The 23,625-nt window shown below is 67.4% G+C and carries 27 protein-coding genes and 1 tRNA gene; 12 read left to right on the top strand and 16 right to left on the bottom strand.

All coding sequences use genetic code 11. The annotated features are described in order from the left end of the window. Nucleotides 1-65: 65 nt before the first annotated feature. A complete protein-coding gene (locus ABIE58_RS07505) occupies nucleotides 66-2,360 on the top strand; it encodes a glycosyl hydrolase family 28-related protein (protein WP_354544088.1) in 2,295 nt (764 codons plus the stop codon). Between the two features lie 4 nt (nucleotides 2,361-2,364). Here ABIE58_RS07505 and ABIE58_RS07510 read toward each other — a convergent pair whose 3' ends face one another. Next, a complete protein-coding gene (locus ABIE58_RS07510) occupies nucleotides 2,365-3,021 on the bottom strand; it encodes a hypothetical protein (RefSeq protein ID WP_354544089.1) in 657 nt (218 codons plus the stop codon). 111 nt (nucleotides 3,022-3,132) lie between these two features. Between ABIE58_RS07510 and ABIE58_RS07515 the strand changes: the two genes are divergently transcribed. The 5 genes from ABIE58_RS07515 to ABIE58_RS07535 all read left to right on the top strand — a co-directional run bounded on the left by ABIE58_RS07515 (nucleotide 3,133) and on the right by ABIE58_RS07535 (nucleotide 4,940). Continuing rightward, entirely contained in the window at nucleotides 3,133-3,450 is a 318-nt protein-coding gene (locus ABIE58_RS07515; RefSeq protein WP_354544090.1) for an antibiotic biosynthesis monooxygenase family protein, read from the top strand. After that, nucleotides 3,447-3,734 carry a DUF5665 domain-containing protein gene (locus ABIE58_RS07520; protein ID WP_354544091.1) on the top strand — a complete coding sequence of 96 codons (288 nt, stop codon included), beginning with the start codon at nucleotides 3,447-3,449 and terminating at the stop codon, nucleotides 3,732-3,734. Before ABIE58_RS07515 ends, ABIE58_RS07520 begins: the two co-directional genes overlap by 4 nt. Nucleotides 3,735-3,801: 67 nt before the next feature. Continuing rightward, the gene (locus ABIE58_RS07525; protein WP_354544092.1) at nucleotides 3,802-4,209 is read left to right on the top strand and encodes a universal stress protein; all 408 of its coding nucleotides are present in this window, start codon (nucleotides 3,802-3,804) and stop codon (nucleotides 4,207-4,209) included. Between the two features lie 70 nt (nucleotides 4,210-4,279). Next, nucleotides 4,280-4,564, top strand: a complete 285-nt coding sequence (locus ABIE58_RS07530) for a TFIIB-type zinc ribbon-containing protein (protein WP_354544093.1) — start codon at nucleotides 4,280-4,282, stop codon at nucleotides 4,562-4,564. Between the two features lie 43 nt (nucleotides 4,565-4,607). Next, on the top strand, nucleotides 4,608-4,940 hold the full coding sequence (locus ABIE58_RS07535) for a VanZ family protein (protein WP_354544094.1): 333 nt from the start codon (nucleotides 4,608-4,610) through the stop codon (nucleotides 4,938-4,940). Here the strand turns inward: ABIE58_RS07535 and ABIE58_RS07540 are convergent. Together ABIE58_RS07540 and ABIE58_RS07545 are read right to left on the bottom strand one after the other, a co-directional pair. Next, nucleotides 4,928-5,003: transfer RNA gene (locus ABIE58_RS07540), tRNA-Ala, on the bottom strand. The two genes, ABIE58_RS07535 and ABIE58_RS07540, sit on opposite strands and share 13 nt — an antisense overlap. Before the next feature lie 84 nt (nucleotides 5,004-5,087). Continuing rightward, nucleotides 5,088-5,411 (bottom strand): TIGR02300 family protein, encoded by a 324-nt coding sequence (locus tag ABIE58_RS07545; protein ID WP_354544095.1) that lies wholly within the window; start codon nucleotides 5,409-5,411, stop codon nucleotides 5,088-5,090. Nucleotides 5,412-5,526: 115 nt separating this feature from the next. Here ABIE58_RS07545 and ABIE58_RS07550 point away from each other — a divergent pair, with 115 nt between their 5' ends. The 3 genes from ABIE58_RS07550 to ABIE58_RS07560 all read left to right on the top strand — a co-directional run bounded on the left by ABIE58_RS07550 (nucleotide 5,527) and on the right by ABIE58_RS07560 (nucleotide 8,089). Next, on the top strand, nucleotides 5,527-6,216 hold the full coding sequence (locus ABIE58_RS07550) for a M48 family metallopeptidase (RefSeq protein ID WP_354544096.1): 690 nt from the start codon (nucleotides 5,527-5,529) through the stop codon (nucleotides 6,214-6,216). Between the two features lie 64 nt (nucleotides 6,217-6,280). Then, the gene (locus ABIE58_RS07555; RefSeq protein ID WP_354544097.1) at nucleotides 6,281-6,928 is read left to right on the top strand and encodes a GntR family transcriptional regulator; all 648 of its coding nucleotides are present in this window, start codon (nucleotides 6,281-6,283) and stop codon (nucleotides 6,926-6,928) included. 3 nt (nucleotides 6,929-6,931) lie between these two features. Then, the gene (locus ABIE58_RS07560) at nucleotides 6,932-8,089 is read left to right on the top strand and encodes a cation:proton antiporter (protein WP_354544098.1); all 1,158 of its coding nucleotides are present in this window, start codon (nucleotides 6,932-6,934) and stop codon (nucleotides 8,087-8,089) included. A 6-nt stretch (nucleotides 8,090-8,095) separates the two neighbouring features. Here ABIE58_RS07560 and ABIE58_RS07565 read toward each other — a convergent pair whose 3' ends face one another. From ABIE58_RS07565 to ABIE58_RS07575, 3 genes are all read right to left on the bottom strand, one after another. Then, complete coding sequence (locus ABIE58_RS07565) at nucleotides 8,096-9,058, bottom strand: acetyl-CoA carboxylase carboxyltransferase subunit alpha (RefSeq protein WP_354544099.1); 963 nt, start codon at nucleotides 9,056-9,058, stop codon at nucleotides 8,096-8,098. A gap of 253 nt (nucleotides 9,059-9,311) precedes the next feature. Further along, nucleotides 9,312-10,487 carry an elongation factor Tu gene (gene tuf / locus ABIE58_RS07570; RefSeq protein WP_354544100.1) on the bottom strand — a complete coding sequence of 392 codons (1,176 nt, stop codon included), beginning with the start codon at nucleotides 10,485-10,487 and terminating at the stop codon, nucleotides 9,312-9,314. A gap of 131 nt (nucleotides 10,488-10,618) precedes the next feature. Beyond that, nucleotides 10,619-11,224 carry a LysE family translocator gene (locus ABIE58_RS07575; protein ID WP_354544101.1) on the bottom strand — a complete coding sequence of 202 codons (606 nt, stop codon included), beginning with the start codon at nucleotides 11,222-11,224 and terminating at the stop codon, nucleotides 10,619-10,621. Nucleotides 11,225-11,306: 82 nt separating this feature from the next. Between ABIE58_RS07575 and ABIE58_RS07580 the strand changes: the two genes are divergently transcribed. Further along, nucleotides 11,307-11,750: an Lrp/AsnC family transcriptional regulator gene (locus tag ABIE58_RS07580; RefSeq protein ID WP_354544102.1), complete on the top strand. Its 444-nt coding sequence runs from the start codon at nucleotides 11,307-11,309 to the stop codon at nucleotides 11,748-11,750. 34 nt (nucleotides 11,751-11,784) lie between these two features. Here the strand turns inward: ABIE58_RS07580 and ABIE58_RS07585 are convergent, their stop codons facing one another. The 6 genes from ABIE58_RS07585 to ABIE58_RS07610 all read right to left on the bottom strand — a co-directional run bounded on the left by ABIE58_RS07585 (nucleotide 11,785) and on the right by ABIE58_RS07610 (nucleotide 18,414). After that, on the bottom strand, nucleotides 11,785-13,797 hold the full coding sequence (locus ABIE58_RS07585; protein WP_354544103.1) for a M3 family metallopeptidase: 2,013 nt from the start codon (nucleotides 13,795-13,797) through the stop codon (nucleotides 11,785-11,787). Then, the gene (locus ABIE58_RS07590; RefSeq protein WP_354544104.1) at nucleotides 13,775-14,845 is read right to left on the bottom strand and encodes a HesA/MoeB/ThiF family protein; all 1,071 of its coding nucleotides are present in this window, start codon (nucleotides 14,843-14,845) and stop codon (nucleotides 13,775-13,777) included. Before ABIE58_RS07590 ends, ABIE58_RS07585 begins: the two co-directional genes overlap by 23 nt. Continuing rightward, nucleotides 14,845-15,300, bottom strand: a complete 456-nt coding sequence (gene dut / locus ABIE58_RS07595; RefSeq protein WP_354544105.1) for a dUTP diphosphatase — start codon at nucleotides 15,298-15,300, stop codon at nucleotides 14,845-14,847. Before dut ends, ABIE58_RS07590 begins: the two co-directional genes overlap by 1 nt. A 37-nt stretch (nucleotides 15,301-15,337) precedes the next feature. Further along, complete coding sequence (gene coaBC, locus ABIE58_RS07600) at nucleotides 15,338-16,531, bottom strand: bifunctional phosphopantothenoylcysteine decarboxylase/phosphopantothenate--cysteine ligase CoaBC (protein ID WP_354544106.1); 1,194 nt, start codon at nucleotides 16,529-16,531, stop codon at nucleotides 15,338-15,340. A gap of 243 nt (nucleotides 16,532-16,774) precedes the next feature. Further along, nucleotides 16,775-17,539 carry a ChaN family lipoprotein gene (locus ABIE58_RS07605; protein WP_354544107.1) on the bottom strand — a complete coding sequence of 255 codons (765 nt, stop codon included), beginning with the start codon at nucleotides 17,537-17,539 and terminating at the stop codon, nucleotides 16,775-16,777. Next, nucleotides 17,536-18,414: an RNA polymerase factor sigma-32 gene (locus ABIE58_RS07610; protein WP_354544108.1), complete on the bottom strand. Its 879-nt coding sequence runs from the start codon at nucleotides 18,412-18,414 to the stop codon at nucleotides 17,536-17,538. Before ABIE58_RS07610 ends, ABIE58_RS07605 begins: the two co-directional genes overlap by 4 nt. Before the next feature lie 99 nt (nucleotides 18,415-18,513). On the opposite strand from ABIE58_RS07610, the gene cobU reads away from it, so the two are divergent. Together cobU and ABIE58_RS07620 are read left to right on the top strand one after the other, a co-directional pair. Then, a complete protein-coding gene (gene cobU / locus ABIE58_RS07615) occupies nucleotides 18,514-19,044 on the top strand; it encodes a bifunctional adenosylcobinamide kinase/adenosylcobinamide-phosphate guanylyltransferase (RefSeq protein ID WP_354544109.1) in 531 nt (176 codons plus the stop codon). Next, nucleotides 19,041-19,613, top strand: coding sequence for a histidine phosphatase family protein (locus ABIE58_RS07620; RefSeq protein WP_354544110.1), 573 nt, complete (start codon nucleotides 19,041-19,043; stop codon nucleotides 19,611-19,613). The genes cobU and ABIE58_RS07620 overlap by 4 nt, the downstream gene beginning before the upstream one ends. 13 nt (nucleotides 19,614-19,626) lie before the next feature. Here ABIE58_RS07620 and ABIE58_RS07625 read toward each other — a convergent pair whose 3' ends face one another. Genes ABIE58_RS07625 through ABIE58_RS07640 form a run of 4 tightly spaced genes read right to left on the bottom strand, consistent with a single transcriptional unit; the run spans nucleotide 19,627 to nucleotide 23,550 of the window. Next, nucleotides 19,627-20,364, bottom strand: coding sequence for an SDR family oxidoreductase (locus ABIE58_RS07625; protein WP_354544111.1), 738 nt, complete (start codon nucleotides 20,362-20,364; stop codon nucleotides 19,627-19,629). After that, nucleotides 20,361-21,683 (bottom strand): FAD-binding oxidoreductase, encoded by a 1,323-nt coding sequence (locus ABIE58_RS07630; protein ID WP_354544112.1) that lies wholly within the window; start codon nucleotides 21,681-21,683, stop codon nucleotides 20,361-20,363. Before ABIE58_RS07630 ends, ABIE58_RS07625 begins: the two co-directional genes overlap by 4 nt. Beyond that, the gene (locus ABIE58_RS07635; RefSeq protein ID WP_354544113.1) at nucleotides 21,680-22,114 is read right to left on the bottom strand and encodes a GtrA family protein; all 435 of its coding nucleotides are present in this window, start codon (nucleotides 22,112-22,114) and stop codon (nucleotides 21,680-21,682) included. The genes ABIE58_RS07630 and ABIE58_RS07635 overlap by 4 nt, the downstream gene beginning before the upstream one ends. Continuing rightward, a complete protein-coding gene (locus tag ABIE58_RS07640) occupies nucleotides 22,111-23,550 on the bottom strand; it encodes a UbiA family prenyltransferase (RefSeq protein WP_354544114.1) in 1,440 nt (479 codons plus the stop codon). The genes ABIE58_RS07635 and ABIE58_RS07640 overlap by 4 nt, the downstream gene beginning before the upstream one ends. Between the last annotated feature and the right edge of the window lie 75 nt (nucleotides 23,551-23,625).

The following is a 23,625-nucleotide window of genomic DNA, read 5'->3' on the forward strand; positions in this document are numbered from 1 at the left end:
ATACCTCCCTTTCCTGGCGCGCGGCCCATGAGTGGCCCATGAGCGGCAGATGGAAAGGGACCCCCATGAACAAGGCAATCACCCAAGGCATCATCTTCATGCCCCAGCCCTTTGCGGCGGGGCTTGACCAATGGTCGAGCGGCGACGGGCGGCCCGGCTCGGCCACCTATGACGGGGCCGCCAACGCGGCCTTTGTCCCCGCCGATCAGGATTTCGGCGGCGCGCTGGAAGTGCAGAAGATCGAGGCGGTGCAGCGCCTGCGTTACATGGCCGAGACGCCGATCCTGCCCGGCTGTTACCTGCGCATCCGCGCGCGGATCAAGGCCATCGCGGGCAACCTGCCCAATGTTCGCATCGCCGCCTTTGCCGGGGGCGCGGGGGGTGCCGCGCTCCCTGGCGTGACGGTCACGGGGCCGCAGGTGACGCTGACGACCTATGGCGAGGTGGTCGAGGTTGCCGCCATCGTCGGCACCGGGCAGCGCATGGGCGTTGACATGGTCTGGGGGCCGCAGGCGGTCTTCGGCCATTTCGGGCTTGATCTCACCGGGCCATCGGGCGGCGTGGTGCGGATCGACGATATCGAGATCGAGGATGTCAGCCGGTTCTTCCTGCGCGACGTGATCGCCACCGTGGACGTGCGCGATTTCGGGGCCATCGGCGACGGGGTGACGGATGATCACGCCGCGTTCGAGGCCGCCGATACCGCCGCCGGGGGCCGCGAGATCATCGTGCCCGCAGGCACCTATTTCCTCGGATCAAGCACCACCATTCAGGCCCGTATCCGGTTCGAGGGCACGGTGGTGATGCCCGATGCGGCAATCCTGTCGCTGACCAAGAATTTCGACCTGCCCGCCTATATCGACGCCTTCGGCGACAGCGAACTGGCATTCAAGAAGGCCTATCAGGCGCTCTTGAACAACGCGGGCCATGTCACGCTCGATCTGGCGGGGCGCAAGGTCGCGCTGCGCGAACCAGTCGACATGCAGGCCGCCGTGGGCAACCGCACCACCTATAACCAGCGTCACGTCATCCAGAACGGGCAATTCTCGGTCTTTCCGACACCTGCATGGGACACAGATGTGGTAACATCGCAGGCCACCTATGCGCCGGAGAGCAACACGCGGCGCCTGTCGAACGTGGCGGATGTGGCCAATATCGCCGTGGGATCGCTGGTCGAGGGCAATGGCGTGGGCCGCGAGGTCTATGTCACGTCGCGCGATATCGCGGCGGGGCGGATCACGCTCAGCCAGCCACTATTCGATGCCGCGGGCACGCAGGTCTTTACCTTTCGGCGGTTCAAATACATGCTGGATTTCAGCGGGTTTGCCGATGTCTCGCGCATGGTGATCTCGGAGGTGGATTTCCAGTGCGCGGGCGATTGCAGCGCCGTGCTGCTGCCGCCGCAAGGCTCGGCCAACCACTTCCGCGACTGTTTCTTCACCCGCCCCAAGGATCGCGGCATCACCAGCCACGGCGAGGGCGATCAGGGCATGATGATCGACCGTTGCCAGTTCCTGTCGAACGAAAGCCCGCTGCTGGTGGCCGATCGCGTCTCGGTGGGCTTTAACGCCAATGCCAACGACCTCAAGATCCGCAACAACCGGGCGATGCATTTGCGGCATTTCGCGGTGATGGCGGGCAGCAGTTCGATCATCTCGGGCAACCACGTCTTTCAGGGCGATGGCGGCCCCATCGGGCCGCGCATGGCCGGGTTCGTGCTGACGCGGACCAACAATCGCGGCACGATCACCGGCAATTACATCTGCGATTGCTCGGTGGAATGGAGCAACGAGCACGACGCCGCCCCCGATTTCGCCAGCGAATTCTCGTTCAGCACGCTGAGCATCACCGGCAACGTGTTTCTGTCGCAAAGCACCGCGCCGTGGTTCACCTTCATCACCGTCAAGCCGCACGGGCCGGGGCATTTCATCAACGGGCTGAGCGTGACCAGCAACACCTTCCGCCTCATCGCCGGCAATATCGACCGGGTGGAGCGGGTCGATACGAGCTTTGCCGATCTGAATCATGACCGGGTGCGCAATATCCTGTTCGCAGGCAACAGTTTCAGCAACGTCAATATCGACACGCAGAACCCGCTTTTGCTGCGGCACACACAGGCAAGCGCCGCCGAGACATGGGTGATAAACCCGGCCCCGCACCTGCCGTTCCGGGGCTGGGCCAAATCGGTGGATGCGGTGGTGGTCGAGGGGCCGATCACCACGGCCTCGGGGGCGAGGCATTTCGCGATGCCCTACACGCAGGGGCGGCAGGGGCCGGATCAGGACCGGGTCAACCTGCGCTGGGGCACGGCGGTGCGCGGCACGGTGCTGGCCACGGTGCGGATGGACGATCCGCTCTGAGGGCTCAGAACTTGCGCCAGAGGCCAAGCTTGACGCCGCGAGCGCCGCCGCCCGAAAGCGGCTCTGTGAGGCCAAGCTCGAGATGCGCGCCGGGGCGCATCTCGTAGACGAGAGAGGGGGCAAGGCGCAGGTAGTCTTGCCCTTGATTGGGCAGCCCGGCCTGAAGCTGCATGATCGCCTTGACGCGCGTGCCAAGGGACAGGCCCGCGGTGAAATCGGCCTCGAAGGCGGCGCCGCCCTGCCAGAGGATCACGCGGGTATCGGCATTGAGCCAGCCGTGATGCTTGCCGATGGTGATGCCGCGCCCGATGGAGAGGCCGGGGCGCAGGGCGTTTTCCTCCTCGACCTGCCCCAGCCCGAATTCGGCCGCGAGCCTCGTCTTGCGCACGGAATCGCGCAGCGGCCAGCGCAGAAAGACGATGGCCTTGGTCATGCGCTGCGCATCGCCGCCCAGATCGACCCCGAAGGTCAGCCGCTCGGTGGCCCCATATTCGGCGTAGAGGCTGAAGCTTTGGCGGTAGAGGCCGAATTCGTCCCTTTCCTCGACCGTTGCCGAGGTGGCGAGAAACCCCTCGCCCTTGGCCCTTGGCCACGCGCCGCCCATCGCCGCCGTGGCCAGCCACGGTAGCACGACGAGCAGCAAGACCAGCCGTGAGGACATGGTTACCTCCGCCTTAACTGTGGGTTAAGAAGGGTAAACCGAGGGTTAAGAGTGCTGCGGAATTTACCGGCGCGGCGCGACGTGCTACCTCTGGTTCAGGAGGACAGCGCCATGCTTACCATCAGCCCCGACCGCTCTCATCAGACCGTGCTCACCACATTCGAGGTCACCCCCGGCACCTGCGCCGATGTGCTCGATCTGCTGAGCGTGGCCTATCGCGAGGTGATCTCGAAACAGCCCGGTTTCATCGCCGCAGCGCTGCATGTCAACGACGCGCAGACCCGCATCGCCAACTATTCCCAGTGGCACGCGCGCGAGGATTTCCTCGCGATGCTGCGCACCGAGGAGATGCGCGCGCGCAACCGCGACATCAACGCCCTGTGCAAGGGGTTCGAGCCGGTGATGTATGACGTGGTGAGCGTTCTGTGACGGGAAAAACGCCCGAAACCGACGTGCTTGCCGGGGAAATCCGCGCCCTGCGCGCCGAGGTAGAGCGGCTCAACAGCCACCGGTTCGTGCGTATCCACAACAACCTGCCGCGCCTTCTGGCGTTCAATTTCGCGCGCGGGCTGGCGGTGGGGCTCGGCACGGTGCTGGGGGCGACGGTGCTTTTGTCGGTGCTGGTCTGGTCATTGAGCCAGATCGAGTTCCTGCCGATCATCGGCGAATGGGCGGCGCAGATCGCCGAGCAGATGCGCGCCGCGCAGGAGTGATCTGGATCAAGGCGGCGCGGCCCGCTTCGCGCAATACTGCGAGAAATCAACGCGAAAGGACAATCCGATGTATGCCCATGTTCTGGTGCCCGTTTCCTTCGATGCCGAGCGCGACAGCGCCGGTGCCCTCGCCCTTGCGCGCCTTCTGGCGGGCGATGACGGGCATATCAGCCTGCTGCATGTGATCGAGCAGGTGCCCGCCTATGCAGCCTCCTACCTGCCCGCAGGCTATCAAAACGATGCGCGCCACACCATCGAGACGCGCCTCGCGGAAATGGCCGAGGCGCTGCCCGATGCCAGCGCCCATGTGGTGTCTGGCCATTCGGCGCGCACCATCCTTGATTGGGCCGAAAGCCACAAACCCGATTGCATCGTGATCGCAAGCCACCGGCCCGGAATGCAGGATCTGCTGCTTGGCTCGACCGCGGCCAAGGTCGTCCGCCACGCCACCTGCGCGGTGCATGTGATTCGCTAAGGCAAGGGGTTGCCAAATGGCACCCCGGCCCCCACCTGCCTTTGGGACAATCACGGACAGGAGGATAGCGATGCAATGCCCGATTGACGGAACCGCGCTGGTGCTCGCAGAGCGCGCCGGGGTCGAGATAGACTATTGCCCGCAATGCCGGGGCGTCTGGCTCGACCGCGGCGAGCTTGACAAGATCATCGACCGCTCGGCCCTGGCCGAAGCCCCGCCGCGCGACATGGGCGACCACCGGAGCGATGACAGGGGCGACCACCGGGACCAATACGGCGGCCAACACGGCGGAAAATACGGCGGCAAGCCGCGCAAGAAACGCGGCGGATTCCTCGAAGAGTTGTTCGACTTCTGAGACCGTCCTTGCCCGGCGCGAAGCGGGTGTTTAGTGGGTGCTCATGGCTTATATTCTGACCGCCCTTCTCACCCTCGCGATCACGCTGCTGACGCTCATGCCGCAGATGCCGGGGCCTGCTGGCATACCCGGTCTCGACAAGCTGGCGCATGGCGTCGCCTTCGCGGCGCTCTGCGGGCCGCTGGCCTGGCGCTATCCGCGCATGTGGCGCGCCGTGGCGCTTGCCGCGCTGGCCTATGGCGGGGTGATCGAGATCATCCAGCCCCTGACCGGCCGCGCGGCGGAATGGGGTGATCTGCTGGCCGACGGCACGGGCGCGTTTCTCGGTGCATTCACCGCGTCACGCCTGGGATCAAGGAAATTTGGTGGAGCCTAGGGGGATCGAACCCCTGACCTCTTGCATGCCATGCAAGCGCTCTCCCAGCTGAGCTAAGGCCCCGAAATTTCGGCCCTCGCGGGCCGTGCGCCGGTGATTAGACAAGGCGGCGGGCGGGATCAAGAGGAAAATCCCGCCCGCGCGGGATTACATGTCCTCGTCAGACTCCACGTCGGCGATATCGTCGAGCGAGACGGTATCCTCGTCGTCATCCTCGAGCAGGTCATCGTCAAGCTCGACATCGACCGCGTCATCCTCGATCAGGTCGCCGCTGTCGTCTTCCTTGGTCGAGGCCTTGAGCTTCTTGGTGACCGCATCCTCGGCGTCGGGCGTCATGGCGCGCGACTTGCCCGACACGATCTCGACCACTTCGCCCGTATAGGGGCTGACGATCGGATCCTTGTTCAGGTCGTAGAAACGCTTGCCGGTGGTCGGGCAGACACGCTTGACGCCCCATTCTTCCTTGGGCATGGATGATCCTCTTTTCAACTGTCGATCTTGCACACGATCCGGCGCACCTGCCATAACCTCTGGCAACTGTCAAAGGCTTTGAGGCGGGCGCGGTGTCACGCTCATCGGAGGCTATATGGGCCAGCATCTCCTTCCCGGCAACCCCCCCGTTGCCCTGACCCTGCGCAAGAGCGGGCGGGCGCGGCGGCTGTCGCTTCGGGTGTCGGGGCTTGACGGTCAGGTGACGCTCACGGTGCCGCAGGGCGTGAGCGAAACCGAGGCGCTCGGCTTTGCCCGGAGCCGCGCCGACTGGCTGCGCCGGACGCTGGCCGCGCAGCCCTCTGGCGTGACCATCGCACCGGGGGCAATGCTGCCCATCGAGGGCGAGCTATGCGAGGTCGTGCCGGGATCGGGGCGGCAGGTGCGGCTCGGGCGTGGCCTGGTGCATGTGCCGGGGGCGGAAGACATGCTGGCCCCGCGCCTGCGCGCGTGGCTGCGGGCACGGGCGCGCGACCGACTGGCGGCGGCGTCGGACCATCACGCGCAGCGGCTGGGGCTGGGCTACAGCCGCCTTGCCTTGCGCGACACGCGCTCGCGCTGGGGGTCGTGCTCGGCGCAGGGCGCGCTCAGCTATTCCTGGCGGCTGATTCTCGCGCCGCCCGAGGTGCTCGACTATGTCGCTGCGCATGAGGTGGCGCATCTTGCCGAGATGAACCATTCGCCCGCCTTCTGGGCGGTGGTGGCGCGGCTTCTGCCCGGCTATGATGCCCCGCGCGCATGGCTCCGGCGCGAGGGGGCGGGCTTGCACCGCTATCGGTTTGAGTGACCGGCTTTGATGATTGACTGCTTCGGATGGTTGACTGGCCCGCGATTTGTGATCACATGGTCCCATGCTGATCTCGCCCCGCCCCGATCCGGCCCCGGCGGCCCATGACCGTCTTTATCGGGGCTTGCGCACGCGCATCATGCATGGCGAGATTGCCCCCGGTCAGGCGCTTACCCTGCGCGGCATCGCGACCGAATACGAGGTGTCGATGACGCCCGCGCGCGAGGCGCTGCGTCGGCTTGTCGCCGAGGGGGCGCTGACGCTGTCAAGCTCGGGCCGCGTGGCGACCCCGGAGCTTGGCAATGACCGGATCGAGGAGCTGGCGGCGCTGCGCTCGCTCCTGGAGGTTGAACTGGCAAGCCGCGCCCTGCCGCGCGCGCATCTCGCGCTGATCGACCGGCTTCAGTCGATCAACGCGCGCATCGCCGAGGATATCGCCCGGCGCGACGCCATTGCCTATATCCGGCGCAACCTCGAATTTCACCGCACGCTCTACCTGCGCGCGCAGGCCCCGGCGATGCTGGCGATGGCCGAAACCGTGTGGCTGCAACTCGGCCCCACGATGCGCGCACTCTACGGGCGGCTGCGCCACAAGGAGCCGCCGCATTTCCACCGCCTCATCATCGCCGCGCTCAAGGCGGGCGACGAGCCAAGCCTGCGGCTTGCCGTGCGCTCGGACGTGACGCAGGGGCTGCGGATGCTGGTGGGCTGAGGCATGGATTTTGCCCCCATCCTCATCACGCTGGGCGTGATCTTTCTCGCCGGACTCGCCGCCGACACGATCGGGCGGCGCACGCGCCTGCCACGGGTGACGCTGCTGCTGATCTGTGGCATGGCGGTGGGGGGCGCGGGCCTCGATCTCATCCCGGCGGATCTGCGCGCGCTCTACGACATCCTGTCGGTGACGGCGCTGACGATGGTGGCGTTCCTCCTGGGCAACGCGCTCACCCTCGGCACGCTGCAACGGCACGGGCGCGCGATCCTCGCGGTCTCGATCATGGTCGTGATCGCCACGGTGGTGCTGGTGGCGGGGGGATTGTGGCTCCTGGGCCTGCCCGCGCCGGTGGCGCTGCTGCTCGGGGCGATCGCCACCGCGACCGACCCGACCGCGACGCAGGATGCGCTGCGCCAATCGGGCGCGCGCGGCCCGTTTGCCGATCGCGTGCGGGGCATCGTCGCCATCGACGACGCCTGGGGGCTTCTGACCTTCTCGCTTGCGATGGTGGTGGCCGCCGGCATGGGCAGCGCCGTCGATATGTCACATCTCGGTCGCGCGCTGTGGGAAATCGGCGGGGCGCTGGGGCTGGGGCTGATGATCGGGCTGCCTGCGGCGCATCTCACCGGTCGTCTGGCACCGGGCGAGCCGCAACTGACCGAGGCGCTTGGCGTGGTGTTTCTCACCGCAGGGCTGGCGCTTGTGGCGGAGGTGTCGTTCCTGCTGGCGGGGATGGCGGCGGGGGCGGTGATCGCCAATCGCGCGCATCACCACGAGCGCGCCTTTCACGAGATCGAGCACATCCAGTGGCCGTTCATGATCCTGTTCTTCGTGCTGGCCGGTGCCTCGCTCGACATCGGCCAGATCGCCACGCTGGGGACAGTCGTGGTGGGCTATGTCGCGCTGCGCATCGCCGGGCGGCTGGCGGGCGGCTGGATCGGCGGCACGGTCGCAAAGGCACCGCCGGCGCATCGCGCATGGTATGGCGTGGCGCTGCTGCCGCAGGCCGGCGTGGCCGTCGGCATGGCGCTCATCGCCGCACGGGAATTTCCCGCGCAGGCCGATCTGATCCTCGGGCTGACCATCGCGACAACCGTGATCTTCGAGGTGATCGGCCCGCTGGCAACGCTTCTGGCCGCGCGGCGGGCGGGCGCGTGAGCGTGCTCAGGCCGCCAGCCCCTTGGCCCCCAGCTTGAGGAATTTCTCGCGGCGGTCGCGGATGAGGGCGGCGCGGTCCTTGGCCGCCAGCCCGTCGATCATCGCCGAAATCGCCGTGCCAACCGCCGAAATGGTCGCCTTGCGGTCGCGATGCGCGCCGCCCAGCGGCTCGGGGATGATGCGATCGGCCACGCCGAGCCGCTCCAGATCCTGCGCGGTAAGGCGCAGCGCCTCGGCGGCCTCGCGCATCTTCTCGGCATCCTTCCACAGGATCGAGGCGCAGCCCTCGGGCGAGATCACCGAATAGACCGAATGTTCCAGCATCGCCACGCGGTTGGCGCTGGCAAAGGCCACCGCGCCGCCCGATCCGCCCTCGCCGATGATGACCGAGACCAGCGGAACGCCGATACTCAGGCAGGTCTCGGTCGCGCGCGCGATGGCCTCGGATTGCCCGCGCTCCTCGGCGCCCTTGCCGGGATAGGCGCCGGGCGTGTCCACCAGCGTCACCACCGGCAGGCCGAACCGGTCGGCCATCTGCATCAGCCGCACCGCCTTGCGATAGCCCTCGGGCCGGGCCATGCCGAAATTACGGGTGAGCCGGCTTTGCGTATCGTGCCCCTTCTCGTGGCCGATCACCATGACCGGGCGATCCCCGAGTCGCGCCAGCCCGCCCATCACGGCCTCGTCCTCGCCAAAGGCGCGGTCCCCGGCCAGCGGCGTGTATTCGGTAAAGAGCGCGGCAATGTAATCGCTGCAATGCGGGCGGTCGGGGTGGCGCGCCACCTGGCATTTGCGCCACGGCGTCAACGACTTGTAGAGATCGCGCAGCAGGTCGGCGGCCTTGCGATCAAGCGCGCCGGCCTCCTGCTCCACGTCCATCTCCTTGTTGGCGCGCGCCAGCGCGCGCAGTTCTTCGGCCTTGCCCTCGATCTCGGCGAGGGGTTTTTCAAAGTCGAGATAGTTGGTCATCGCGCTCAAGCCTTCCGATCTGCCGCGAGGTATATGGCGGGCTTCGCGCGGATTTGCAATCGCCACCACGCGGGAAGGGGCGCGCGCATCGCTGCGCACGCCCCGCTTTTTCTCACCCCTTAGGGGTAATTACTCGATGATCTTGCCGACAGGCCCGATGGCGCGTCTCGGGATCATCGCGCGATCTGCGATCACTCGATGATCTTCGACACAGGCCCGATGGCGCGTCTCGGGATCATCGCGCGATCTGCGATCACTCGATGATCTTCGACACGACGCCCGCGCCGACGGTGCGGCCGCCTTCGCGGATGGCGAAACGCAGCCCGTCTTCCATCGCGATCGGCGCGATCAGCTCGACGCCGAATTTGAGGTTGTCGCCGGGCATCACCATTTCCGTGCCCTCGGGCAGCTCCACCGTGCCGGTCACATCCGTGGTGCGGAAGTAGAATTGCGGGCGGTAGTTGGCAAAGAACGGCGTGTGACGGCCACCCTCTTCCTTGGTCAGGATATAGGCCTCGGCCTCGAACTTGGTGTGCGGCGTCACCGATTTCGGCTTGCACAGGACCTGGCCACGCTCGACATCCTCGCGTGCGACACCGCGCAGAAGCGCGCCGATATTGTCGCCCGCCTCGCCGCGATCCAGCAGTTTGCGGAACATTTCCACGCCGGTGCAGGTGGTCTTGCGGGTGTCGCGGATGCCCACGATCTCAAGCTCGTCGCCCACGTTGACAACGCCACGCTCGACCCGACCGGTCACAACCGTGCCGCGGCCCGAGATCGAGAACACGTCCTCGATCGGCATGAGGAACGGCAGGTCCACGGCGCGCGCGGGCGTCGGGATATACGCGTCCACCGCCGCCATCAGCTCGCGGATCGAGTTTTCACCGATCTCGGGGTCGCGCCCCTCCATCGCCGCCAGAGCAGAGCCCTTGACGATCGGAATATCGTCGCCGGGATAGTCGTAGGAGGTCAGAAGCTCGCGCACTTCCATCTCGACCAGTTCCAGCAGCTCCTCGTCATCGACCTGGTCGACCTTGTTGAGGTAAACCACCATGAAGGGGATACCCACCTGGCGGCCCAGCAGGATATGCTCGCGCGTCTGCGGCATCGGGCCGTCGGCGGCGTTCACCACCAGGATCGCGCCATCCATCTGCGCGGCACCGGTGATCATGTTCTTGACATAGTCGGCGTGGCCGGGGCAATCGACGTGGGCGTAGTGGCGGGTTTCGGTCTCGTATTCCACATGCGCGGTCGAGATCGTGATCCCGCGCGCCTTTTCCTCGGGCGCGCCGTCGATCTGGTCATAGGCCCGGAAATCGCCGAAATACTTGGTGATCGCCGCCGTCAGCGTCGTCTTGCCGTGGTCAACATGGCCGATCGTGCCGATGTTCACATGCGGTTTCGAACGGTCAAACTTTTCCTTTGCCATCTCTCAGGGCACCTTGTCAGTTGGGGGGCCACCGGGCCCGGTTTTGCTCCGCGCGCCGTTTAGGCGGTTACGGGGGGAAAATCAAGCGCGACATGCCGCGACGGCGCGGGCAGGTCTGGCGCACGCGCCCCCTACCCCGCAGGCCACAGAACCGGCACCAGCGTCGCCACCAAAAGCACCGCCATCACCCGGTTGAAAAGCCGCAACCGCGCCGGGTTGCGCAGCAGCCTGCGCATCTGTTGGCCCAGCACCGTCCAGCTCGTGGTGCTGATCGTGCCGCAGGCCACGTAGACCCCCGCCACCCACAGAACCGCCGCCAGATCGCGGCCCGTGGCATAAAGCGTGATCGCCGAGAGCGCCATGCTCCAGGCCTTGGGGTTGACCCACTGGAACGCCGCCGATTGCAGGAAGGTGAGCGGGCGGCCCTCGGGGGCGGCCTCTGCCGAGGCGGGCGGCGCGGCATGGGCGATTTTCCACGCCAGCCAAAGCAGATAGGCCACCGAGGCCAGCTTGAGCAGCATATAGCTCGCAGGCCAGATATCAAAGACCTGCATCACCCCCAGCCCGACGCCCACCACCATCATCGGAAAGCCAAGACCCACCCCCAGCATATGCGGAATGCTCCGCCAGAAGCCGAAATTGGTCCCCGACGCCATCAGCATCAGGTTGTTCGGCCCCGGCGTGATGACGGTGACAAAGGCGAAGGTCGCAAGCGCGGTAAGAAGCTCAATGGTCATGCGTGCAACACTATGCGGAGTGTTGCGCATTTGGATTGCGTTTTATTGCTATATATATTTTATTATGCAATAAAATCGCCCCATGGATGAGATAAACACCCGTATATTGCAAGAACTCACCCGCGATGGCCGGATCAGCAACCTGCACCTTGCCGATCGCGTGGGTCTCTCGCCCTCGGCCTGCCTGCGCCGGGTGCAGGAGCTTGAGCGGCGCGGCGTGATCGCGGGCTATCGCGCGGTGCTCGACCGGGCCGCGATGGGCGTGGGCTTTACCGCCTATATCACCGTCGGCCTCAGCAGCCACACCAAGGCCAGCCAGGAGGCGTTCGAACGTGCGATGAACCGCGCGTCGGAGGTGGTGGAATGCCACAACATCACCGGCGCGGTGGAATACATGCTGCGCGTCGAGGCCACCGACCTGCCCGCCTACAAGCGGTTTCACACCGATGTTCTGGGCACGCTGCCGCAGGTCAACGCGATCACGTCCTATGTGGTGATGGGCTCGCCCAAGGACCGGCGCGCGTGATACATGACCGGGGGCCGCCGGCCCGGCCCCTCGCTCACCCCGCCAGCCCGCGCCCCCGCAGCAGCGCCGCAACCCCCGGCATCCGCCCGCGAAACGCCTCGTAAAGCGCGCCCGCCTCCTCGGACCCGCCGCGCGACAGGATATGCCGCTCCAGCGCCGCCGCGCAGCCGGCGTCAAAGGCACCGCCCGCCTCGTCAAAGGCGGCAAAGGCATCGGCATCCATCACCTCGGACCACATGTAGCTGTAATAGCCCGAGGAATAGCCATCCCCGGCAAAGACATGCGCGAAATGCGGGCTGGCATGGCGCATGGCAATGGCGGGCGGCATGTCCAGATCGGCCAGCACCTCGGCCTGCCGCGCCATGACATCGTCGGGCGGCGTGCCCTCGTGAAAGGCCAGATCGACCAGCGCCGAGGCGACATATTCCACCGTCTGAAAGCCCATATCGAAATTGGCCGCCCCCAGCACCTTGTCGAGCAGATCCTTCGGCATCGGCGCGCCGGTCTCGACATGGCGGGCGTGGCGCTCCAGCACCTCGGGCACCTCCAGCCAATGCTCGAAAAGCTGGCTGGGCAATTCCACGAAATCGCGGGCCACATTGGTGCCCGACAGCGATTCGTAGGTCACATCCGACAGCATCTGGTGCAGCGCGTGACCAAATTCGTGAAACAGCGTGCGCGCGTCGTCATAGCTGAGCAGCGCCGGGTCGCCCTTAGCGAAATTGCACACGTTGATGACCACCGGCCCCTGAGCCTCTGGCCACTTTGCCTGCCCGCGCATGGCCGAACACCATGCGCCCGAGCGTTTCGAGGCGCGCGCGAAATAATCGCCGATGAAAACGGCGACGTGACGGCCCGCGCGCGTCACCTCCCAGGCGCGGCAATCGGGGTGGTATAGGGCCACGTCGAGGGGCGCGAATTCCAGCCCGAACAGGCGATGCGCGCAGTCGAACGCCGCGCCGATCATCGCGTCAAGCGACAGGTATGGCTTCACCGCCGCCTCGTCGAGATCATGCTCCGCCTGCCGCCGCTTCTCGGCGTAATAGCGCCAGTCCCACGGCTCCAATTCGCCATTGATCCCGTCCGCGCGCATCATCGCGGTGAGCCGCTCGGCGTCGCGTCCGGCCTGCGCGCGCGCAGGCTCCCACACCGCCATCAGCAGATCGCGCACCGCCTGCGGCGTGCCCGCCATCTGCGTCTCCAGCTTGTAGGCGGCAAAGCTGTCATAGCCCAAAAGCGCCGCGCGCTCCTCGCGCAGCGCGAGCGTCTCGGCGGCAATGGCGCGATTGTCGGTCGCGCCGCCCATCGCCCCGCGCGCGGCCCAGGCCTCAAACGTCCGACGGCGCAGGTCGCGCCGGTCCGAGAATTGCAAAAACGGCACGATGAGCGAGCGCGACAGCGTGATGACCGGCCCCGAAAGCCCCGCCTCGCGCCCCGCCGCGCGGGCGGTCTCGATCACGAAATCGGGCAGGCCATCAAGATCGCCCTCTCCCAGTTCCATCCGCCAGCCCGCCTCGTCGGCGAGCAGGTTCTGCGTGAAGGCCGTGCCAAGCTCTGCCAGCCGCGCCATGATCGCGCGCATCCGCGCCTCTGCCGCGCCCGTCAGCGCCGCCCCCGCGCGCACGAACCCCCGCCGCGTGAGCAGCAAGAGCCGCGCCTCCTCGGGCGACAACCCGAGCGTATCGCGCGCCTGCCACAACGCCTCGATCCGGGCATAAAGCGCCTTGTTGCCATAAAGCTCCGACGACCACGCCGCCAGCCTCGGCGCGAAATCGCGCTGCAACGCCTGCCGCGCCGAATTGCTGTCGGCCCCGGCCACGGTGAAAAACACCGACAGCACCCGGTCAAGCGCCTTCCCCGAGACCTCCAGCGCCTCGATAGTGTTGGCGAATGTGGGCGGCTCGGGCGCGTCGGCAATCGCCTGCATCTCGGCGCGCGCCTGCGCCAGGGCCGCGTCAAACGCGGGCGCGAAATCCGCGTCGGAAATTGCGTCGAACGGCGCAAGGCCAAAGGGCGCGGTCCACTCAGCCAGCAGCGGGTTGCTCATCTCTCTCTCCTTGTCTGCCACAAACCGGGCAATCGGCGCGGGGCCGCAGCGCGATCTTGCGGCTCTCGCCATACAGCGCGTCATAGATCAGCATCTCACCGCGAAGCGGCGTGCCCGCCCCGGTGATGACCTTGATCGCCTCGGCGGCCATCATCGAGCCCACCACGCCGGGCAACGGCCCAAGCACGCCCGCCTCGGCGCAGGACGGCGCTAGGCCCGATGCGGGGGCCTCGGGAAAGATACATTGATAACAGGGCGCGCCGCGCGCGGGATCAAACACGCTCACCTGCCCCTCCCATTGCGACAATGCGCCGGAAATCAACGGCTTGCCTTGCGAAGCTGCGGTAGAATTGGCCAGGTAGCGGGTGGCGAAATTATCGGTGCCGTCCACGATCAGATCATACTCGGCAAACAGGTCGGCGGCGATCTCGGGCGTCAGGCGGCGGCCATAGGGGCGGACCGTGACAGCGGGGTTTTGCGCCTGCATCGCACGCATGGCCGATTCCACTTTTAGACAACCGATGTCCTCATCCCTGTGGATAACTTGCCGTTGCAGGTTGGAATTATCCACTTCGTCATCGTCGATCACGCCAATGGTGCCCACCCCGGCGGCGGCGAGGTAAAGCAAGACAGGCGATCCCAGCCCCCCCGCCCCGATCACCAGGACCCGCGCCTGTTTCAGCGCCTTCTGCCCCGGCCCGCCCAATTCGCGCAGCACGATGTGGCGGGCATAGCGGTCAAGCTCCGCCTCTGAAAACAGCGGCCTAGGCGCGGCAACCGCCGCCACCCGCGCCCCCGCACGCGCGCGCAACCACCCAAGCCCCGCGCGATAGATCAGCACCAACCCCGCCGCGCCGCCAATCATCAGCCAGAGCGCGGCCTCCTCGCCGGTGGCCATGCGGATCGGATGCCCCGCAGGCAGCACCAGATGCGCCAGCGTGACAGCGACCCAAAGCCCCGCGATCATCCCCCAGCGCAGGGGCCGGGGCGTGCCCATCGCCGCGCCCACGCCCCAGAGCACGGCAGCCATGACCAGCACCAACAACATCAACCAATCCCCGTGGAGCCAAAGCCGCCCGCGCCGCGCGCGGTCTCGTCCAGCACCTCGACCGGGACAAACCGCGCCTGCACCACCGGGGCCACCACCATCTGCGCGATACGCGCGCCATGGGTGATCTCGAACGGCGCGTCGCCTGCATTCATCACGATCACCCCCAGCGGCCCGCGATAGTCGCTGTCGATGGTGCCGGGGCTGTTGGGCAGGGTGATCCCGTGCTTCAGCGCCAGCCCCGAGCGCGGGCGCAGTTGCACCTCGTAGCCTGCGGGCACCGCGATGCGCAGCCCCGTGGGCACCAGCACCCGCGCGCCGGGCACCAGCACCGCGGCCCCCCGGTCGGGAAAATTGGCGCGCAGATCCGCCCCCGCCGCCCCCGCCGTGGCATAGGCGGGCAGGCCCAGCGAGCGATCCGCCCCCTCGTCCCAGGCCACTTGGATACCTAGCATAGGCCCCCCTTCATCTTGCCCAAAATATCCAGATCTCTCACGCCAGCGCCTGCGCGATCCGCTCGACGAGGCGCGCCGCCACCTCGGCCTTGCCCATGCGCGGCCAGGCCTCCGTGCCCTCCGCGGTGATGATCGTCACCGCGTTCTCGGCCCCGCCCATGATGCCGGTGGCGGCGCTCACATCATTGGCCACGATCCAGTCGCAGCCCTTGCGCGCGCGCTTGGCGGTGGCGTTTGCCACTACGTCATCGGTCTCGGCGGCAAAGCCCACCACGAGGCGCGGCCGCCCCTCGGCCAGCGCGCTCACCGTGGCGAGGATATCGGGGTTCTCGGCAAATTCGAGGTGCGGCAGCGCGCCCCCGGTCTTCTTCATCTTGCGGTCGCTCTCGCGCGCTACGCGCCAATCGGCCACGGCGGCGGCGAATATGGCGGCATCGGCGGGCAAGGCCCGCTCAACGGCGGCCAGCATCTCGCGCGCGGTCTCGACGCGGATCACCTCCACCCCCTCGGGCGGCGGCACGGTGGCGGGACCGGTGACAAAGACCACCTCGGCCCCAAGCGCCGCCAGCGCGCGGGCAATCGCCGTGCCCTGCGCCCCCGACGAGCGGTTGGCGAGATAGCGCACCGGGTCGATAGGCTCATGCGTCGGCCCCGAGGTGACAAGGATGCGCCGCCCCGTGAGGGGGCCATCGGCCAGCCCCGCCTCGACAGCCGCCACGATCTGCGGCACTTCGGCCATGCGACCGGGGCCATGCTCTCCACAGGCCATGTCGCCCTCATTCGGGCCGACAAAGCCGATCCCGTCACCGCGCAGCGTGGCGATGTTGCGCTGCGTGGCGGCGTGCTGCCACATGCGCACGTTCATCGCGGGCGCGAGCAGGACGGGCGTATCGGTCGCCAAGAGAAGCGTCGAGGCCAGATCATCGGCATGGCCTTGCGCCATCTTGGCAATCAGGTCGGCGGTGGCGGGCGCAACCACAATGACATCGGCAGAGCGGCTGAGTTCGATATGGCCCATCTCGGCCTCGTCGGTCAGGTCGAACAGGTCCGAGTAGACCTTGCGCCCCGCCAAGGCCGACACCGACAAGGGCGTGACAAACTCCGCCCCCGCGCGCGTCAGCACCGGCGTAACGCTGTGCCCCCGCTCGCGCAGGCGGCGGATGAGGTCGAGCGCCTTGTAGGCCGCGATACCGCCGCCGATAATCAGCAAGATACGTGACGCGCCGGGCATGGGCTCCTCCAACAGATACGCGCCGAGACTAGGGCGCGCATAAAACCGGCGCAAGGGCCGGGGGTGTTTGATATCTGGCAGATGGTGCCAAAGGGGAGGGCAGCCTGCGATGGAGTAGGATGCGATGCGGCAAGTGTCGTGACTGGCGTTGAGGGGACATTCAAGGCGAAGTCCCCTCGGACGGGCACCGCGCGGCTCAGCCCCAAGCATGACCGTCCACATCAGGCCAAAAATGCCCTCCCCCTATCGAAACGCCGCGCAGGGATCGGGGCGGTCCACCGCCGGGGTCGATACCACCTCGTCAAAGCCGCCCTGAAGCGGCGCGCCATCCTCGGTCTGGCCCAGCACGAAGACCTCCAGATCGGGCGCGACGCGACCCAGATACGAAGGCACGCCCCGGTCGCGGCGCGCGTGGCCGTTGCCGGTGATGACGGCGACCGGCCCGCCGGTTTCCTCCATCGCCTGCACCACGGCACGCGCCAGCACCGCGTCGCGCAGGCGCTGCACCGCGACCATGCCGGGCAGCATCTCCTCTGGCAGGGCATCGCAATGCGCGGCCATCTGCAACGCCTCGCGCGCGGCCTGCTCAGTCTCGGGCAACGGTTCGGTCAGACCATAGGTGGCCGCCCCGTCGCCAAAGCTCTCGGCCAGCCCTCCATCAAACACCGCGCGCGTCTCTTCGCGCGGCACCTGCGCGCCATATACGGCGGCCTCAGGTGCGGCCACGAAGATGGGATGATACATGGAAAAATCCGGCCAGCCGCTTGCCGCCCAATCAAGCGCCTCGGCCATCGCTTGCCGGTCGGCGATGAGCGCGGGGCTGACGCGGTCGGCCTGCGCTTCGCTCAGCATCTCGAAAACCAACGCGCGCGGCGCGATGGCCATCACGCGATCGGCCTGCATCGCGTGATGGGCGGGGTTGTCGTGGACCTCGCCCAGAATCCACACATCCTGCGCCGCCGCAGGCAGGGCGGCGAGGCAAAATCCAAGGGCAAGGCGCAGCATCATGCCAGCAGCGTTTGCACCTCTCCGGCGTACTTTTCAAGGTAGCGCCGCATCTTCTGGAACGCCGCCGCCTCGATCTGGCGCACGCGCTCCTTGCTGAGGTTCAACTCCTCACCAAGGCTTTCGAGCGTGCGCGGCACCTCGCGCAGCTTGCGCTCGCGCACGATGAAACGCTCGCGCTCGGTCAGATGGGTCATCGCCGCGCCCAGCCAGTCGCGCAGCGCGCGCCGGTCGTGATCGCGCTCCACCAATTCATCGCCGCGCGCGCCGTCATCCTCGATCGTGTCGATCCATTCGCGCCCGTCCTCCTCGGTGGATTGGGTGGCGTTGAGCGAGAAATCCCCGCCCGAGAGCCGCCCCTCCATCATCTCGACATCGCGCAGCGGCACGCCCACCTCATGCGCGATCATCTCGCGCAACTGGTGGCCATCGAGCGCCTCGCCATTGGCCATCGCCTCGCGCTCGATCCGGGCCTGAACCCGCTTCATGTTGAAAAAAAGCGACTTTTGCGACGAGGTAGAGCCGGTGCGCACCATCGACCAGTTGCGCATCACGTAATCCTGGATCGACGCCTTGATCCACCACACGGCATAGGTGGAAAACCGCACACCGCGATCGGGGTCGAACTTGTCGGCGGCCTTCATCAGGCCAAGGCCCGCCTCTTGGATAAGGTCATTCATCGGCGCGCCGTAGCGGCGGAATTTCGACGCCATCGAAATCGCCAGCCGCATATAGGCGGTGATGAGCCGGTGCAGCGCCGCCTCGTCACGCTGGTCGCGCCAGGCATAAGCCAGCGCAAGCTCTGTTTCGGCGTCCAGCATCTCCGCCTTCATCGCGGTGCGGGACATGGACCGGTTTTGCGGTGCATCGAGCGGCATGTGATCCCCCTGTCATGCGTCTGGTGCAAGAGCCCTCTTTCCGAGCATTTCACCGGGTGTTACGCAGGCAAAGCGCAATCGGATCACAATATGGAGAGTATGAGGCTCATGTTATCGCGGCTCACCCTGGTTCTTGGCGGGGCCGCCTCGGGAAAATCCGCCTTTGCCGAGGGGCTTGTGCGGCGCACCGGCCTTGCCCCGGTCTATCTGGCGACCGCCCGTGCGCATGACGATGAGATGCGCGCCAAGCTGCGCCAGCACCGCGCGCGGCGCGATGCGGCGTGGCGGACCGTCGAGGCCCCGCGCGATCTGGGCCCCGCGCTTGGATCGGTGACGGCGGGCGAGGTGGTGCTGCTCGATTGCGCGACGATGTGGCTCTCCAATCACATGCTGGCGGGCAGCGATCTGGCCGGGACCGAGGCCGCGCTCATGGCCGCGCTCGACGCCTGCGCCGCGCCGGTGGTGGTGGTCTCCAACGAGGTGGGCCTGTCGGTGGTGCCGGAAAACGCGCTGGCGCGGGCGTTCCAGCGCGCACAGGGCGAGCTCAACCAGCGGCTGGCCGCGCGCGCGGGGCTGGTGGTCAATGTCATCGCGGGGCTGCCGCAGGTGCTCAAGGGGGCGCTGCCATGAGCCGGTTTTACTGGGTGCGCCACGGCCCCACCCATGCGCGCGGGATGGTCGGCTGGTCCGACCTGCCCGCCGATCTGACCGATGCGCCCCGGCTGGCGCGGCTGGCGGCGCATCTGCCCGAAGGGGCGCTGGTGATCTCGTCGGATCTCACCCGCGCGCGCGCCACCGCAGATGCCATCACCGGGCCGCGCGCGCGGCTTGCGGATGATCCCGACCTGCGCGAAATCCATTTCGGCGCGTGGGAGTTGCAGGCCTTCGACGCCATCCCCGACCAGACCCGCCTGCGCGCCTTCTGGGACGCACCCGGCGATATCCGCCCGCCCGGCGGCGAAAGCTGGCACGAGGTATCGGCCCGCGTGGGCCGCGCAGTGGCGCGGATTCTGGCGGCGCATCCGGGGCGCGATATCGTTGCGGTGGCGCATATGGGGGTGATCCTGACGCAGGTGCAGGCGGCGCTCGGGCTCACCGCCTATGAGGCGTTCGGCCACCGCATCGAGCCGCTATCGGTGACAGAGCTGCACCGCCAAGGGCCGGAATGGCAGGTCCGGGCCATCAATCATTGCCCGTGACAGAGGGGTATACCTACAGCCGCAGCCGTTTGAACACCGGCTCGGGGATGGCGCGGATGATCGCCATCACCAGCCACCAGATGCGCGAGACATAGATCACATTGCGCCGCGCGCGCCCCGCGCGCAGCACCCGCCGCGCGAGCGTGTCGGGATCGGTGGTGAGCCGCTCGGGCAGGTCCATCCCCTCGGTCATGCGCGTGGCGACAAAGCCGGGCAGAACCGTCATCACATGCACGCCGCTGCCTGCCAGCCGGTTGCGCAGCCCCGAAAGATAGGCGGTAAACCCGGCCTTGGCCGCGCCGTAGACATAGTTGGTGGCGCGCCCGCGCTCGCCCGCGACCGAGCTTATGCCGATGATGAGGCCATGGCCGCGCGCCTCGAACCGGTTGGCGATGACCGCCAGCATCGTGGCGGGCCCCTCGAAATTGCTGCGGATGACGCGGCGTGCGGCGCTTGTGTCGCGCGCGCTCTCGGCCTGATCGCCCATCAGCCCCACCACCGAGATAGCGATCCCCGGCAGCGCGGGCAGGCTGTCGAGCAGCGCCTCGAAACCGTCGGTATCCAGCGCGTCGAATTCGTGCAGGCTCACCTCCACCCCGTGGCGCAGGGCGATATCCGCCTGCTCGGGCGCAAGGCTTGCCGCATCGCGCGCCGCCAACTGCACGGGGTGGCCCTGGGCGGCATAGGCGCGCGCCAGCGCCAGCCCGATATCCGAGCGCCCGCCGAGGATGAGAACCGGATCAACACTCACAGGCCAAGCCTTTCGGATTGCATCGAGGCAAAGGCCCCCGCCGCGCCGCTCTCGCTCCGCATCCGCGCGAAGCCCGCCGCGCGCGGGTCAGAGGCATGAAGCGTATCCGCCGACATGCGGGCATCCTTGGCGAGGTAGAACCGCCCGCCATGGTCGAGCGTGATGCGGTCGAGCGTCTGCATGAGCGTGAGCACCTTCTGCGATACCGGGAAATCCAGCGCCAGCGTATACCCCGGCATCGGAAAGGAAAAGCGCCCCTGCGAAGGCCCGAGTTTCTTGAGCACCGACAGGAAAGAGCCCTGCCCCGAGGCCGAAATCGCCGTCAAGAGCGCGGCAAGCCCCGCGCGCGCCCCCGCCTCGGGCAGGACGCATTGAAACTGCACAAAGCCGCGCCGGCCATAGATGCGGTTCCAGCCCAAGATCCCGTCGAGCGGGTAGAAATAGCTCTCCCACGGGACAAGGGAGGTGCCGCTGTTGCGCGCGCCCGCGCGATAATAGAGCGCGTTGAACGCCGTCACCGTCCAGCGGTTGAGCGCAAAGCCCGGCGCGTTGAGGGGCAGGCGCAGCCTGCGCCCCGGCGGCGGGCCGAACGGCACCTGCCGATAGCGCATCGGCAGGGCCTCGCGGGGGGCGTGCTCGCCCAGCATGACGACCGACCGGCCCAGCGCCGCGCCCCGGCTCAGACAGTCGATCCAGGCCACCGAATAGGGCGCGTCGGCGGCTTCCTCGAACGCCGCCATCGCCCCCGCGAGATCGGGCACCGCGCGCGAGGCTTGACGTATCCAGCCGGTCTCCACCGGGCGCAGGCGAATGGCCGCGCGCAGGATCACGCCCGTCAGCCCCATGCCGCCCACGGTCCACGCAAACAGCGCGGCATTCTCCTCGCGCGAGGCGCGCGTCACCGTGCCATCTGGCCCCATCACCTCGATCCAGTCGGTGAAATTGCCGAAACCGCCGTCGATATGGTGGTTCTTGCCATGCACATCGGCGGCGATGGCCCCGCCCAGCGTCACGAATTGCGTGCCGGGGGTGACGGCGGGAAACCAGCCGCGCGGCAGGAAGGCGGCGATGATGTCGCCCAGCAAAACGCCTGCCTCGGCCACAAGCTGCCCGGTTTTCGCGTCAAAGCCCAGCATCCGGTCAAGCCGCCGCATCGACACAGTGTTGCGCCGGTTCAGCGCGCTGTCGCCATAGGCGCGGCCATTGCCCCGCGCGATCATCGGCCCGCCCGCCAGCGCCGCGCGCAAGGCGGCCTCGTCGCGCGGGGTGCTCACCGCGCAGTCGGCGACGGGATAACGGCCCCAGCCTGCAAGCCTCATGCCGCGCCCCCCGGTGCCGCCGCCGCAGGTGCAAAGACGAACCGCCGGTCGAGGTGATACTTGGTCACATAGCCCACCGCCAGCCCCAGCACCGCGCCCGCCTCGCGCATGGCATCCGTGCGCCAGATCAGCCAGAACGCCGTTTCGCTGCCCCAGAACAGCGCCGTCGTCACCAGCCCCATCGCCGTGTAAAGCGCGAATTTCCGGCCATGCGCGGCCATGCCCGTCTCGCGGTCCAGGAATATCCAGCGCTTGTCGAGCAGGTATTTGACCACCAGCCCGGTCAGCGTGCCCGCCGCAATCGCCACCGCCAGCCCGAACCCCGGCACCGCCCAAGGCAGCGACAGCACCGCGCGCTGCGTGGCGAGGTTGACCAGCACCGCCACCACAGCAAAAGCCGCGTAGCGCAAAATGAGCGTGCGCCCCCTCACAACAGCGCCGCCCCGGCGGCAAGCCCACCCATGAGGCCAAGGCAGACAAGGCTTACCGGGTCGCGCAGCGCGAACACGATCGGATCGTCATGCATCCCCCCCCGGCTGGTGATGAGGGCCACCCGCGTGATCCAGTAGAGCAGCACCAGGCAAATCCCCCACAAGAGCCACGGCGCGCCGTAAAGCCGTTGCACCGTCGGCGCGTCGAGATAGAGCGCCAGCACCAGCACCGAGACATAGCCCGAGGCCACCGCCACCTGTCTCACAAGCGGCAGGTCCTCGACCGTGTAGCCGCGCCGCTCGGCCACGGGCAGGCCACGGCCGAAAAGGTCCACAAGCTCGGCCTGCCGCTTGATCGCCGCCAGCGCCACGAAAAAGAACATCGAGAACGCCAGCAGCCAGACCGAGGGCAAGAGCCCCGTGGCAAGCCCGCCCGCGAGGATGCGCATGGTATAAAGCCCCGCCAGCGTGCAGATATCGGCGATGGCGACCCGCTTGAGCGTGAGTGAATAGGTGACCGTAAGCCCGAAATAGCCCGCGATCATCGCCAGGAGCGGCCCGCCCCCCAGCGCCGCCAGCCCCAGCCCGCCCCCAAGCAGCATGGGCACCATCACCGTGGCCCGCGCAATCGGCACGCGGCCCGAGGCAATCGCGCGCCGCGCCTTGCGCGGATGCGCCCGGTCGGCGCGCAGATCCATCAGGTCGTTGAAGACATAGCCCGCCGAACTCACGAGACAGAAGGCCACAAAGGCGAGCAGCGCCTGCGCCATCACCGCGCCCTCGACCGCGTGGGCCGCGATCATCGGCACGAAAACCAGCAGGTTCTTGAGCCATTGATGCGGCCGCAGCGCCGCAAGCCACGCGCCGCGCCCGCCCGCGCTCTGCAAATGCGTGACATGCACGCCGGTCTTTTCCAGCTTTTGGCGCAGCGCGGCGGGGGCATCGACGGTAATCGCGCGCCGCGCACCCGCCCAGACCGGCAGATCGGCCCTGCTGTCGCCGATATAGGCATACGGCTCGGCCCCGTAGATATCCGCGATCACCCGCGCCTTTTGCGCGCCCTTGAGATTGCTTTCCCCATCCGAGCCATGCGCGGCGTCGAAAAGGCCCAGATGCGCGGCAATGCTGTCGGCCACGGCCTGATCGGCGGCGGTTACAAGAACCGCGCGCCCGCCCCGCGCGCGCCAATCGCGGATATGGTCGAGCACCACCTCGTTATAGGGCAGATAGGCCGCATCGGGTGGGCCAAGCGCGGCCAGCGCCTGCTTGAGCGCCGCGCGCCCCCGGCCAAGCGCGCGCAGCGCGACGGGGATCGCGCCCCAGCTTTGCGAAAGCGCCGCCCAGAAGCATTCAAACAGCGTATCCGACCGGATCAAAGTTCCGTCAAGATCCACCACCAACAGGGGAATGTCGTCGCGACTGTCCTTCGGGGTCATGCCTCGTCTTGCCCTTTCACGCGGCGCTGGCGTGAGCTTATTACCACAATTTCCGGCGCGAAAGCGGCCTTGGCG

It is taken from the genome of Roseovarius sp. MBR-78, from assembly GCF_040547535.1.
GTDB lineage: Bacteria > Pseudomonadota > Alphaproteobacteria > Rhodobacterales > Rhodobacteraceae > Roseovarius.